Genomic DNA, 12313 nt, shown 5'->3' with positions numbered 1-12313 from the left:
AAAGGCCGCAGTGTAGAACGCCGCGCTCACGTCCTCCAGGCGCCCACATGAGGCTGCGAGGCCTCTTGCACCAGCGCGGGGCCAATCACCTCGACCGGGTGGGGCGAGGCGTTCAGCACATCGCGGCAGGACAGTTGGGCGTCACGCTGATCAGCGCGTTCGCCGCGAAAGGCCCGCAGGCTGACGGCGTCGATACCGAACACCACTCGTCGGATGTTGGACCAGAAGATCGCCCCGGCGCACATCACGCAGGGCTCACCCGAAGAGTAGATCGTGGCCCTGGCCAGCGTGTCTCGCCCATGGCGACTCGAGGCCTCGCGCACGGCGTTGGTCTCGGCATGTCCGGTGCAGTCGCCGGTTTCGGCGGTGTTGCACCAGGCTTCGGCCAGCACCTGGCCGTCATCGCCCACGATCACCGCACCGAAGGGCCGGTTGCCGCGGGACCGTCCGTGGGCCGACAGCTCGATCGCGCGGCGCAGGTAACGGCCGTCCTGGTCGGACAAGGTGGCTTCGTTCATGCCTTCACCATGCGCTCGGCCTTGGGTGGCAGGAAACCCAGGTGGTAGATGGCATCGGCACTCGGTCGCGTCTTGAGGGCAAACGCCTCGCTCACGTCGTCGACCTGCTGCTCGATCAGGATCTTGCGGATGTCGCCCAGGCCATGGCTGCGGGTGTCGGGGGCGGTGACGTAGCCGGCGGTGATGCGCCAGCGCTCCAGCTCCACGGCTTCATTGATCATCGGCTCGCGCTGCTTGACGTGGCCCATCGCCATCACGGGATCGGCCAGGGTGTCCTGCACGGCGCGGTTGGTGGCGCGCACGAAGCCGGCCACCACCTTGGGGTTCTGGATGATGAGGCGGGTGGATGCCAGCACGGCATTGCCGTAGACGTTCAGGCCGGCCTCGGCAAAGGGCAGCACGGTCAGCTCCGCCACCGGCATGCGGGCGAAAAGCGACACCGCCGAGTCATGGAAATAGGTGGCGCCATCCACATCGCCGCGCACCACGACGTTGTCGCGGGCACTGAAGTCGGTGGTCACCCATTCGAAGGCATCAGGCCTGATCCCGACCTTGCGGGCGGCCATGGGCCAGGCGCGGCGCGTGGATTCCACCGCGGCGGCTGCGATGCGCTTGCCCCGCAAGCTCCTGAAATCGGTGATGCCGCGGTCCTTGCGGCCGATGATCGCAAAGGGTGCGCGGTTGTAGTACTGGTAGACGGCCTGCACGGACGCGGCCCCGGGGTGGTTGGCGTTGAATTCGATCAGCGAGGAGATGTCGCCGAAGCCGAGGTCGTAGGCGCCGCTGGCGATGCGAGTGATGGAAGCGACCGAGCCCGAGCCCACGTCGATGGACACGTCCAGGCCTTCCTCCCTGTAGTAGCCCTTGTACAGCGCCACGAGGAAGGGGGCGGTCTGGCCGGTGATGCGGAAGTCGAGTGTGAACTTCAGGCGCGTGAGGTTCTGCGAGAGCACGGCCGGTGCGGCCAGGCCAGCGGCGCAGGCGGCAGCAGTTTGGAGCAGGTGACGGCGTTTCATCGGGGAACTCCTGGCGGTGGGGGTGGGGGTCAGGCGGCAGCCTGGATGGGAATGACGGCAGGTGGTGCGTCGGCGTTGCCGCGATGGATCTCGTGCTCGCCGTAGCGGGCCAGCAGTTCCATCAGCTTCTTGCGGATCAGCATGCCGGGACGGTCAGACTCCATCGAGTACTCGACCCCGCGGCGGCGCGTGTCGATCACGGCGTCGGGGTCGGTCGATTCGAGGATGTCCTTGTCCTCGCGGGTGATCTCCTCATCGAAGTCGATCAGCATCTGCGTGGGGCAGTCGGCCTCGGTGTCATTGCGGAAGAGCCACTGGCACAGCTGGATCTGGCCGTCGTCCACTGGGGTGAAGCAGTTGATGATCACGTGGCGGATGCCCGAGGGGTATTCGATGTCGAGCCGGCGAGAGAATGGCAGGAAGTAGGCGTTGCGCATGTGGCGCGTGGTCACCGCATCGCTCACGCCGCTGATGCGCCGGAAGCGTTCTGGGTTGGCTGCGGCGATCACGGTTTCGGCGTAGAAACCGGCCTCGGTCTCGACCAGTTCGTACTTGCTGGGCTTGGGCTGGTCGGCCACGCCGAAGGTGGCGCGGTGCACGAAGCTGAAGTGCGAGTTGTCGAAGCTGTTTTCCAGAGCCCGCATCGGGCTGGTCTGCCAGCGTTCGTAGAATTGAAAGATGGTGCGCCAGCCGGGGGAATCGAACTCGGGCACCGCGGGGATGTCGGCGATCGGCTCTTCAAGGGCCACCCACGCGTAGCCGTAGCGGGCCGTGCAGGGGTAGGCAGGGGTGCAGTAGTCCGCAGGGATGGGCTTGTCGTCGCCGTACTGCGGGATTTTCACGACTCGGCCACTGCGGTCGTACACCCAGCCGTGGTAGCCGCACTGCAGCTTGCCATCTGTGCACCAGCCTTTGGACAGCCTGGCCGTGCGGTGACAGCAACGGTCCTTCAGCGCGGCCGGCTGGCCGTGTTCGTCAAGGAAGAGGACGATGTTCTCGCCCAGCAGGGTGAAGGGTCGGGGGCCGTTGTGCAGTTCACTGAGCGGCATGACGGCATGCCAGAACTTGCGAAAGACCGCTTGACGTGTGGTCAGCATGGAAGCGCCTCATTGCTCGAAGTTGGTTTCCCGCGCGCACCGTGGCGGTGCGAATGCGGGCACTTCAAGAGCAATTTCCGGCCGTTCTGAGCTTGGGGCACCAGGACGGTGAACGCTTCTACTCTTGCCGGAGATCAAGCACGTGGCGTGCCAGCACCGGGTGTTCGAGACATCGAGAACGCCTTGTCGAGTTCATCGAGATCGTCGAGCTCGAGCCGGGCCGTGGGCCAGACCCTGGCGGCTCACAACCGGTGCCCTGGCATCCACCCCTGTAGGAGAACCACCATGTGCAGGCGGACGTGGGACACTGCGACGTTTTCGGCGGGCATCGCCGGAACACCCGGATGTACCCGCGGGTGCGCGGGCACATCCACCGCTACGCGGCGGAAGGACCCTGCTCAGGCGGCCTGCGAGCCGCGGTGCGCCCAGCCGGTGGTGCGCTTTTCGATCCACGAGAAGAACTCGTACATCAGCATCGCCATGACACCCACGGCCACCAGGCCGGCAAAAGCCAGGCCCATTTGCATGGCCGAACCAGCTGACACCAGCAGGTAGCCGATGCCCTCGTTGGAGGCCTGCATCTCCGACACCGTGGTGCCCACGAAGGCCAGCGTGATGGCCACCTTCAGCGAGGCGAAGAAGTAGGGCATGGAGCGCGGCAGGCCGACTTTGACCAGCACGTCCCAGCGGCGTGCGCCCAGCACGCGCAGCACGTCTTCGAGCTCGGGCTCCAGCGTGGCCAGGCCGGTGGCGATGTTCACCGTGATGGGGAAGAACGAGATCAGGAAGGCCGTCAGGATGGCCGGGCCGATGCCGATGCCGAACCACACCACCAGGATGGGCACGAAGGCGGCTTTGGGCAGGGCGTTGAAGGCGGTCATCAGCGGATACATCGCGGCATAGGCCAGGCGCGAGCTGCCCACGATGAAACCCAGCAGCACGCCCACGACGATGGCCAGGCCAAAGCCTGCCAGCGTCACCCAGAAGGTGCGCCAGGAATGCTGCACGATGATGCTGCGGTACTCGACCATCTGCTCCCAGATGCGTGAGGGGCTGGGAAAGATGAATTCCGAGATGGCCAGACCTCGGCAAAGGGCTTCCCATAGCACCAGCAGGGCCACCAGCAGCAGCCAAGGTGCCAGGCGTTCGAGTGGTTTGTTCTGATTCATGAGGGCAGAGGGACTTCAGTGGCGGCGGATCGCGCCGATGCGCTCACGCAGTTCGTGGACGATCTCGGAGAACGCCGGGGTGTAGGTGACCTCCAGGTCGCGCGGACGCGGCAGGTCGATGTCGCGGCGAGCCAGGATGCGCCCCGGACTCTTGCTCATCACGTACACGGTGTCGGCCAGATAGACCGCTTCGCGCAGGTCATGGGTGACGAGGATGACGTTGAAGCGCTGCGCGGTCCACAGGTCGCGCAGGGTGTTCCAGAGCTCCTCGCGCGTGAAGGCGTCCAGGGCGCCGAAGGGTTCGTCCAGCAGCAGCATGCGGGGTTCATGGATCAGGGCGCGGCAGATGGAGGCGCGTTGCTGCATGCCACCGGAGAGCTGCCATGGGTACTTGTCCTCGTAGCCCGCCAGGCCAACGCTTTGGAGCAAGCGGCGGGCCTTGTCTTCGTATTCGGCGCGTTTGGCCTTGAAGTGGGAGCGGTAGGGCTCGACGATCTCCAGCGGCAGCAGCACGTTGTCCACCGTGGTGCGCCAGGGCAGCAGCGAGGGGGCCTGAAAGGCCATGCCGGTGATTTTCAGCGGGCCGGTGACCGGCTCGCCGCCAATGAGGATGCTGCCGCGCGAGGGGCGCTTCAGGCCGGTGGCCAGCTTCATGAAGGTGGACTTGCCGCAACCAGAAGGGCCGACGATGGCAACGAACTCGCCTTCGCGTATTTGCAGCGAGATGTCCTCGACGGCGAACTGGTTCTGAGCGAGCAGCTCGTCGTTGTAGGCGAGCCAGACGTTCTTGAAATCGACGAAGGCGTCCATGCGCGGGGGCCCTGCCATCACGGGAAGGGCTCGGTTGTCGGAGAAACCAGGCCAGCGGCCATGCGCCCGTCGCGGGGCGCATGGCGCGGGCTTACTTTTTGGCGGGGAAGATGGCGCGTTCGGCCGCCGGTGGCAAGAAGCTGCCATTCCACACGGCGTCGGGGTCCACGCGCGTCTTGGTGTTGAAGGCGTCGCCCACTTGGCTGGCCATCAGCGCCAGGCGCGGCTTGCTCACGTCACCGAAGCCGTCGGCGCGTGCATCGTCGGTGACGATGGACGAGGTGATGGCCAGGCGCAGGCGGCGCTCTTCCAGGGCTGGGTTGATGATGCCGTCACGCTCCTTGACCACGTCGATGGCCGCTTTGGGATGGGCCAAGACTTCTTTGGCGGCTTTGGTGAAGGCCCGCAAGAAGGCTTTGACGGCCTCGGGATTCTTTTTGAGGAATTCCTCCGAGGCGATGATGGCGTTGCCATAGAGCTTGACGCCGTACTGCGCATACGGCATCACATGGATGTCCTCGGGCTTGACGCCGCGGGCTTCCAGGTTGAGCAGGGAGGTGAAGTAAAAGCCGGTGATGGCATCCACGTCACCGCGTGCCAGCATGGTTTCACGCAGCGGCGGGTCCATGCTGATCCAGTTGACGTTGCCGACTTGGTTGGCCTTCTGGAAGATCGGGAAGGCCCGCCGGCCCGCGTCGAAGACCGGGGCGCCGAGTTTCTTGCCGGTGAGGTCGGCCGGGGTCTTGATGCCGGTCTTCTTCAGCGAGAACACGGCCGCTGGGGTGTTGTTGTAGACCATCATCACCGCCACCGGTTTGTTCGGTGCGGTGGGATTGTTGGCATGGAACTCCATCAGCGCGGCGATATCGGCAAAGCCCATGTCATAAGTGCCCGAGGCCACACGGTTGACGGCATTGCCCGAACCATTGCCGGCATCGATGGTGACGTTGAGCTTCTCGGCCTTGAAGTGGCCTTTGGCCACCGGCCATAGGAAGAAGGCCGAAGGGCCTTCGAAGCGCCAGTCGAGCTGGAATTTGATGGCCGTGTCTTGGGCTTGGGCGAGCGGGGCGGCCGCAGCCAGCGTCAGGGCGGCGGCCAGGCCGAGCAGGCGACGCTTGGTCGAGCAGGGAAGGCAGTGCGTCATGGGTGCGATCTCCGACAAGAGGATGGAACGGCTGGAGCAAGTTTCATGCACAGCGGATGCGTCGGCCTGCGGCTGTGCCCGGTCATGGATCGGGGGCTTGCGGTCGCAAGACGGCGGCCAGGTCGTCGACGCGCGGATGCAGCCTGAGGTTGCGTTCCACGCTGTCCAGATGTTCCAGCATCAACTTGGTGGCCGCGCGAGCGTCGCCTCGTTCCAGGGCATCGACGATGGCCACATGCTCGGCTTGTGATTGTTCGGCCGACAGCGAGGATTGGTACATCAAGGAAATCAGCGAGCTGCGCGAGACCAGGTCGTGCAGCATCTCGGCCAGCACGTCGTTGCCGAGCATGCGGGCCAGCACCACGTGAAAGTCCGCCAGCAAATGGGTGCGGCCGGGCACGTCGGTGCGTTGGATGGCGGCCTGTTCTGCGTTGAGGTGTTCCCGCAGTTGGGCGATTTGTGCGGGGGTGATGCGGGAGGCCAGGCGTTTGATCATGACCGATTCGAGCATCTGCCGCACTTCGAAGACTTGGCGGGCTTCTTCGACGCTGGGCTGTGCCACGAAGGCCCCGCGGGCGGGTTCGAGGGTGACCAGCTTGTCGCGGCTGAGCTGGTTCAGCGCTTGGCGCACCAGGGTGCGCGAGACTTGAAAGATGTCGGCGATCTTCTGTTCGGCCAGCTTGGTGCCGGGCATCAGGCGACGCTCGACGATGGCCGCGGTGATGGCCGCGACGATGCGCTCGGTTGCATGACCCGCGGATGCGGGGGCCGCACGCCGGCGGTCGGAGGCGGCCAGAGAGTCCAGCGCCGCAGCGGTGCGCGCTGGCGTCCGGCGCGCGGCGCGACGTGGGGTCGAACGGGAGGCAGGAGCGATTCGAGACATGGTGCATTCAAGACGTGCACCATACTGTATACACCATCGCCAACGCTGCCATCCGCACGGACCCGCACCAGCGTCGTGACCGACACGGCAGGGACGAGCGCGGCGGCGGTGCTCCGCCTACACAGGGATGAGCCGGGCCCGCGTGGGGCAGGCCCGCTCAGCGGCGCATCAGCGTGGACTTGCCGAACAGGCTGGCGATCAGCTCGACGGCCACCTCGGCGGTCTGGTTGCGCACGTCCAGCGCCGGGTTGAGTTCGACCACGTCCAGCGAGCCCAGGCGGCCGGTGTCGGCGATCATTTCCATGCACAACTGGGCCTCGCGGTAGCTCGGCCCGCCGCGCACCGTGGTGCCCACCCCGGGGGCGATGTCGGGATCGAGGAAGTCCACGTCGAAGCTCACGTGCAGGTGGGTTTGCGCATCGAGCAGGGCCAGGGCCATCTCCATGGTGTGGCGCATGCCCATCTCGTCGATGTAGCGCATGTCGAAGACTTCGAGGTTTTCTGCATGCACGAAGTGCTTCTCACCGGCATCCACGCTGCGGATGCCGATCTGGCGCACCATTTGGGGGCGGATCGCTGGACACTGGCCGCCCAGATGGGTCAGCGCCTGGGGACCATGGCCGCACAGCACGGCCACGGGCATGCCGTGGACATTGCCGGTGGGCGTGAGCGTGTTGGTGTTGAAATCGGCATGCGCATCGAGCCACAGCACGCGCAGCTTTTTGCCGGTTTCTCGGCAGTGACGCGCCACGGCGCTGATCGAGCCGATGCCCAGGCAATGGTCTCCCCCCAGCAGGATCGGCAGGCGGTTTTGCTGCAGTTCGGCGTACACGGCTTCATGCACGGCTTGGTTCCAGGCGACCACTTCGTCGAGGTGTCGGTAGCCGTTCACGGGGGGTTGCCAGGGGTTGGGGGGGCCGGCCAGATTGCCCCGGTCGATGACTTCGCAGCCTTGGGCTTCGAGGACGGGCTGCAGTTGTGCCACACGCAGGGCTTCGGGCCCCATGGAGGCTCCGCGGGCGCCGGCACCCACGTCGGTGGGCGCGCCAATGAGGCTGACGGCTTTGGGGGGACGCTGCATGGTGAGATCAGAAATCGTCGGCAAAGGCACCGCTGGTGCTGGGCGGTGCATCCAGGCCATAGGCTTCGGCAATGGCTTGCCAGGCTTCTTCGGCGGTCTCGACGTACTGGAACAGCTGTAGATCTTCGGGCGCGATCATGCCTTCTTCGACGAGCACGTCGAAGTTGATGAGGCGGCTCCAGAACTCGCGTCCGAACAGCAGCACCGGACGCTTGCGACTCTTGCGAGTTTGTACCAGCGTGAGCACCTCGAACAGTTCGTCGAGCGTGCCGAAGCCCCCGGGAAAACACACCAGGGCAATGGCCCGCATCAGGAAGTGCATCTTGCGCAGGCCGAAATAGTGGAACAGGAAGCACAACTGCGGGGTGATGTAGGGGTTGGGCTCCTGTTCGTGGGGCAGCACGATGTTCAGGCCGATGCTCTTGCCGCCGGCTTCATGGGCGCCGCGGTTGCCGGCCTCCATGATGCCGGGGCCGCCACCGGTGACCACGTAGATCGGCGGGCTCAGGCGCTTGGACGCCTCGGTGACCAGGGCGGCGAAGCGACGTGCTTCTTCGTAGTAATGCGACATGCGCAGACGCGATTGCGCCCGTGCGATGGCTTGGGCATCCCCACTGCGTTGCGCCTGCTCCAGGGCTTGGCGTGCGACATCGGCGGGCAGGATGCGGGCGCTGCCGAAGATCACGATCGTCGACTCGATCCCGTGCTGCTGTTGCACCAACTCGGGTTTGAGCAGTTCGAGCTGCATGCGCACCGGGCGCAATTCCTCGCGCAGCAGGAAGTCCTCGTCGATGAACGCCAGGCGGTAGGCGCTGTCGGGGCCGCCGTAGCGGGGCAGGCTGGCCACGGCGGCCGCGTCGTCCTGGGCCGTCGGAAAGTTGCGGGCTTTGAGTTCCTGGCGCTTGTCGTCCATGCCGGGCTTGTGTCGTCGTCGGGGTAAAGGGTCGAAAGCTTAGCGGATGCCGGCTTCGGCCGCGGGCTGGGTCTGTGATGACCGTGCATGGCACACCGGGCATTCGGGATGACGAGCCACGCGGATCTCGGTCCATTCCATGCGACGGGCATCGAGCATCTGCAGCCGCCCGGCCAGCGCCCCTCCCACGCCAGCCAGCAATTTGAGCGCTTCGGCGGCTTGCATGCTGCCGATGATGCCCACCAGCGGTGCGAACACGCCCATCGTGGCGCAGCGCACCTCTTCGAAGGACTGCTCGGGCGGGAACACGCAGGCATAGCAGGGGCTGGCCGCATCGCGCGGGTCGTACACGGCGATCTGGCCGTCGAAGCGGATGGCCGCACCGGCCACCAGCGGTTTGCCGTGCGCCACGCAGGCGCGGTTGATGGCGTGACGGGTGGCAAAGTTGTCGGAGCAGTCGAGCACCACGTCGGCGGTGGCCACCAGTTGGTGCAAGCGGGCTTCGTCGGCGCGCTCGCACAGGGCCTGCACCTGCACGTCAGGGTTGATCGACGCGATGCGCTGCGCTGCCGACTCGGCCTTGGGCCGACCCAGCCGCGAGAGGTCATGGAGGATCTGACGCTGCAGATTGGTCAGGTCCACGGTGTCGTGGTCCACCACCGTGAGGCGGCCCACGCCGGCGGTGCCCAGATAGTAGGCCACCGGCGAGCCCAGGCCGCCGGCGCCGATCACCAACGCATGGCTGTCGAGCAGGCGTTGCTGGCCATCCACGCCGAGCTCTTCGAGCAGGATGTGGCGGCTGTAGCGCAAGAGCTGGTCGTCGTTCATGCTGGCAGCATAAGGCGAAAACGCCCGCACGAGGCGGGCGCGTGGCGTGTCTGGGGTTGGGGCGCGGGATCAGTTGGATTGGGTGCTGTCGGGCTTGCGCTCGGTCAGTGTCTTGGAGACGATCACGGGCTGCCCCTTGAGTCGGTTGAGGGCCTGCTGCAGCTGGAAGTCCTCGGCGCTGCCGAACTCGGGCAGGGTGCGCTGCGGCACTTGGCTTTGCCGAGCGGCTTCTTCTTCGAGGCGCTTGAGCGCTTCCTCGCGCGCTTTGGCGCGCGCCGGGTCCTGTTTGTCGCCATGGTCGTTTTCGAGATGGCGCGTGAGATCGACCTCGCGCGTGCGCAGGGCGCTGAACACATTGCCCTCGGGGGTTTCGTCGATCATCAGGTCGGGCACGATGCCCGTGGCTTGGATGGAGCGCCCGGAAGGGGTGTAGTAGCGCGCGGTCGTCAGCTTCAGCGCCGTGTCGGCCGTCAGTTGGCGCACCGTCTGCACCGACCCCTTGCCGAAGGTTTGCGAGCCCATGATGATGGCGCGCTTGTGGTCTTGCAGGGCGCCGGCGACGATCTCGCTGGCCGAGGCCGAGCCTTCGTTGACCAGCACCACCAGCGGCACGGTCTTGACCGCCTCGGGCAAGCGGCGCAGGGGGTCGCTGCCGCCGCGGCGCACGTAGTATTCCGGCGCGGCCTTGAAGGTGGCCTTGGACTCGGGGATCTGGCCGTTGGTGGTGACCACGACCGCATCACGCGGCAAGAAGGCGGCCGACACGGCCACCGCGCCTTCGAGCAGGCCGCCTGGGTCGTTGCGCAGGTCCAACACCAAGCCTTTCATGTGTGGCTCGGCCTTGAACAGTTCTTCGAGCTTGCGGGCGAAGTCTTCGATGGTGCGGTCTTGGAACTGACTGATGCGCAGCCAGGCATAGCCGGGCTCGATGATGCGTCCGCGCACGCTTTGCACGCGGATTTCCTCGCGGGTGATCGTCACCGGGAAGGTGCGGCTTTCGCTCTTGCGGAAGATCGTCAGAATGACTTTGGTGTTGGGCTCACCGCGGATGCGTTTGACCGCCTGGTCGATGGTCATGCCTTTGACCGGGGTGTCGTCGATGCGGGTGATCAGGTCGCCGGTTTTCAGGCCGGCGCGGAAAGCCGGCGAGCCTTCGATGGGCGACACCACACGCACCAGGCCGTCTTCCATGCCGATTTCGATGCCCACGCCGACGAAGCGGCCGCTGGTGCCTTCCCGGAATTCCTTGAAGCTCTTTTTGTCGAAGTATTGGGAATGCGGGTCCAACCCTGAGACCATGCCGCTGATGGCATCGGTGATGAGCTTTTTCTCATCCACCGGTTCGACATAGTCGGATTTGATCATGCCGAACACTGCGGCCAGCTGCTGCATCTCTTCCAGCGGCAGCGGCGCCAGAGCATTGCGCGCCGTGGCCTGCAGCTGCATCGTGGTGAGGGCACCGGCCAGGGCTCCGATGGCCACCCAGCCTGCGATCTTGAATTTGGCACCCATGACGGTCCTGGTCCTTTTCAGCGAAACCGCGTTGCTGCCATAAGGCACAAATGAGGCACAACACGTGACACTCAGTATAGGGTCAGGCTGTTGGCTTGGACGCCCTCAGGGGCAGGAAAGTTGCACGGGCAGTGCCCCGGGAGGCCCTCAGGGTTGGCGCGGAAAGGTCACGACGTGATCGACCTCGGGGCGGATGCCGATCCAATCGCCCACGGCATGGTCGTGATGGGACGGCACATGGGCCAGAATGATCTCTCCGCTGGCCAGCCGCAGGGTGTAGAGGAATTCGGCGCCACGGAAGGCTTTGCGCTCGATCCGAGCTTTCACCGGGGCCTGGTCGTCGTGGACGATGTCGTCGGCGCGCAGCAGCACGTCGCATTCGCCGCCTGGGTAGGCGCTGGGCAGCGGGCATTCCTCCACATCGACCAGGTCGCCCAGCGGGGTGCGCACCACCGGTCCGCCGGGCTGCTGCACGATGCGCGCCGGGGTGAAAACCCCGTGTCCGATGAAGTCGGCCACGAAGCGGGTGGCCGGCCGGTGGTAGAGCTGGTAGGCAGTGTCCCATTGTTCCAGCTGGCCTTGGTGCATCACGCCGATCAGGTCGGCCACGGCGAAGGCCTCCATCTGGTCGTGTGTGACGAGCAAGGCGGTGGTGCCCGAGCGCTTCAAGATGCCGCGCACCTCCTGGGCCAGGCGCTCTCGCAGGTCCACGTCGAGGTTGGAGAAGGGTTCGTCCAGCAGCAGCAGGCGCGGGGCCGGCGCCAGGGCCCGGGCCAGCGCGATGCGCTGTTGCTGCCCCCCGGACAGCTGATGCGGGTAGCGGGCCGCCTCCGGGCCCAGGCCGACGAGCTCGAGCATTTCGGCCACACGGGCCTCGCGCTGGCGGCGTGGCAGGTGGGCGATGCCAAAGGCGACGTTCTCGCTGACGTTGAGGTGGGGAAAGAGGGCGTAATCCTGGAACACCATGCCTATGCGCCGCTGCTCGGGCGGCAGATGCACTGCGGGCTGCCCGGGCTGGGCGGCGCTGAGCACTTGCTGGCCAATGGCGATGCGCCCGCCGGCGATGCGTTCGAGCCCCGCGATGGCACGCAGCATCGAGGTTTTGCCGCAACCCGATGGGCCGATGAGCGCACCGATCTGTCCTTCGGGCAGGACCAGGCTGAGCCCCTGCACGGCAGGATGGGAAGACTGCGCGCTGGCATAGCGCACGCAAAGTTGCTGTATCTCGAGAAACATGGGAATGACGGTCGGTGGCGTGATGGCCTGCCGGACGCTGACGCCGAGGGGCGGGCGGGACAGCCCCTATGATAGAGCCTTCAAAACAAATGATTACTTTTCGCAT

Annotated in this window: 12 protein-coding genes; all 12 read right to left on the bottom strand. The window is 65.8% G+C overall.

Annotation, left to right across the window (positions count from 1 at the left end; all coding sequences use genetic code 11):
- Window positions 1-26: 26 nt before the first annotated feature.
- Window positions 27-518: a nucleoside deaminase gene (locus F615_RS0103090; RefSeq protein WP_019559706.1), complete on the bottom strand. Its 492-nt coding sequence runs from the start codon at window positions 516-518 to the stop codon at window positions 27-29.
- A complete protein-coding gene (locus F615_RS0103085) occupies window positions 515-1534 on the bottom strand; it encodes an ABC transporter substrate-binding protein (protein ID WP_019559705.1) in 1020 nt (339 codons plus the stop codon). Before F615_RS0103085 ends, F615_RS0103090 begins: the two co-directional genes overlap by 4 nt.
- 29 nt (window positions 1535-1563) lie before the next feature.
- Window positions 1564-2631: an aromatic ring-hydroxylating dioxygenase subunit alpha gene (locus F615_RS0103080; RefSeq protein ID WP_019559704.1), complete on the bottom strand. Its 1068-nt coding sequence runs from the start codon at window positions 2629-2631 to the stop codon at window positions 1564-1566.
- A gap of 398 nt (window positions 2632-3029) precedes the next feature.
- Window positions 3030-3800 (bottom strand): ABC transporter permease, encoded by a 771-nt coding sequence (locus tag F615_RS0103075; protein WP_019559703.1) that lies wholly within the window; start codon window positions 3798-3800, stop codon window positions 3030-3032.
- A 15-nt stretch (window positions 3801-3815) separates the two neighbouring features.
- Window positions 3816-4610, bottom strand: coding sequence for an ABC transporter ATP-binding protein (locus tag F615_RS0103070; RefSeq protein WP_019559702.1), 795 nt, complete (start codon window positions 4608-4610; stop codon window positions 3816-3818).
- Between the two features lie 91 nt (window positions 4611-4701).
- The gene (locus tag F615_RS0103065) at window positions 4702-5754 is read right to left on the bottom strand and encodes an ABC transporter substrate-binding protein (RefSeq protein WP_019559701.1); all 1053 of its coding nucleotides are present in this window, start codon (window positions 5752-5754) and stop codon (window positions 4702-4704) included.
- 82 nt (window positions 5755-5836) lie between these two features.
- The gene (locus F615_RS0103060; RefSeq protein ID WP_019559700.1) at window positions 5837-6637 is read right to left on the bottom strand and encodes a GntR family transcriptional regulator; all 801 of its coding nucleotides are present in this window, start codon (window positions 6635-6637) and stop codon (window positions 5837-5839) included.
- Between the two features lie 157 nt (window positions 6638-6794).
- Window positions 6795-7718 (bottom strand): arginase, encoded by a 924-nt coding sequence (rocF, locus tag F615_RS0103055; protein WP_019559699.1) that lies wholly within the window; start codon window positions 7716-7718, stop codon window positions 6795-6797.
- A 7-nt stretch (window positions 7719-7725) separates the two neighbouring features.
- Window positions 7726-8631, bottom strand: coding sequence for an LOG family protein (locus F615_RS0103050; RefSeq protein WP_019559698.1), 906 nt, complete (start codon window positions 8629-8631; stop codon window positions 7726-7728).
- 39 nt (window positions 8632-8670) lie between these two features.
- Complete coding sequence (locus F615_RS17675; protein ID WP_019559697.1) at window positions 8671-9459, bottom strand: HesA/MoeB/ThiF family protein; 789 nt, start codon at window positions 9457-9459, stop codon at window positions 8671-8673.
- A gap of 69 nt (window positions 9460-9528) precedes the next feature.
- On the bottom strand, window positions 9529-10971 hold the full coding sequence (locus F615_RS0103040; protein WP_019559696.1) for a S41 family peptidase: 1443 nt from the start codon (window positions 10969-10971) through the stop codon (window positions 9529-9531).
- A gap of 147 nt (window positions 10972-11118) precedes the next feature.
- The gene (locus tag F615_RS0103035; protein WP_019559695.1) at window positions 11119-12207 is read right to left on the bottom strand and encodes an ABC transporter ATP-binding protein; all 1089 of its coding nucleotides are present in this window, start codon (window positions 12205-12207) and stop codon (window positions 11119-11121) included.
- Between the last annotated feature and the right edge of the window lie 106 nt (window positions 12208-12313).

The sequence above is a fragment of the Caldimonas manganoxidans ATCC BAA-369 genome, from assembly GCF_000381125.1.
In the GTDB taxonomy this organism is placed as follows: domain Bacteria; phylum Pseudomonadota; class Gammaproteobacteria; order Burkholderiales; family Burkholderiaceae_C; genus Caldimonas; species Caldimonas manganoxidans.
The sequence above is the reverse complement of the archived record's forward strand: the minus strand, read 5'-3'. Positions and strand labels throughout refer to the sequence as shown.

Coding starts and splice junctions, on each gene's coding strand:
- F615_RS0103075 (WP_019559703.1), bottom strand. CDS start 3,800: ATGAATCAGAACAAACCACTCGAACGCCTGGCACCTTGGCTGCTGCTG.
- F615_RS0103060 (WP_019559700.1), bottom strand. CDS start 6,637: ATGTCTCGAATCGCTCCTGCCTCCCGTTCGACCCCACGTCGCGCCGCG.
- F615_RS0103040 (WP_019559696.1), bottom strand. CDS start 10,971: ATGGGTGCCAAATTCAAGATCGCAGGCTGGGTGGCCATCGGAGCCCTG.
- F615_RS17675 (WP_019559697.1), bottom strand. CDS start 9,459: ATGAACGACGACCAGCTCTTGCGCTACAGCCGCCACATCCTGCTCGAA.
- F615_RS0103090 (WP_019559706.1), bottom strand. CDS start 518: ATGAACGAAGCCACCTTGTCCGACCAGGACGGCCGTTACCTGCGCCGC.
- F615_RS0103035 (WP_019559695.1), bottom strand. CDS start 12,207: ATGTTTCTCGAGATACAGCAACTTTGCGTGCGCTATGCCAGCGCGCAG.
- F615_RS0103085 (WP_019559705.1), bottom strand. CDS start 1,534: ATGAAACGCCGTCACCTGCTCCAAACTGCTGCCGCCTGCGCCGCTGGC.
- F615_RS0103065 (WP_019559701.1), bottom strand. CDS start 5,754: ATGACGCACTGCCTTCCCTGCTCGACCAAGCGTCGCCTGCTCGGCCTG.
- rocF (WP_019559699.1), bottom strand. CDS start 7,718: ATGCAGCGTCCCCCCAAAGCCGTCAGCCTCATTGGCGCGCCCACCGAC.
- F615_RS0103080 (WP_019559704.1), bottom strand. CDS start 2,631: ATGCTGACCACACGTCAAGCGGTCTTTCGCAAGTTCTGGCATGCCGTC.
- F615_RS0103050 (WP_019559698.1), bottom strand. CDS start 8,631: ATGGACGACAAGCGCCAGGAACTCAAAGCCCGCAACTTTCCGACGGCC.
- F615_RS0103070 (WP_019559702.1), bottom strand. CDS start 4,610: ATGGACGCCTTCGTCGATTTCAAGAACGTCTGGCTCGCCTACAACGAC.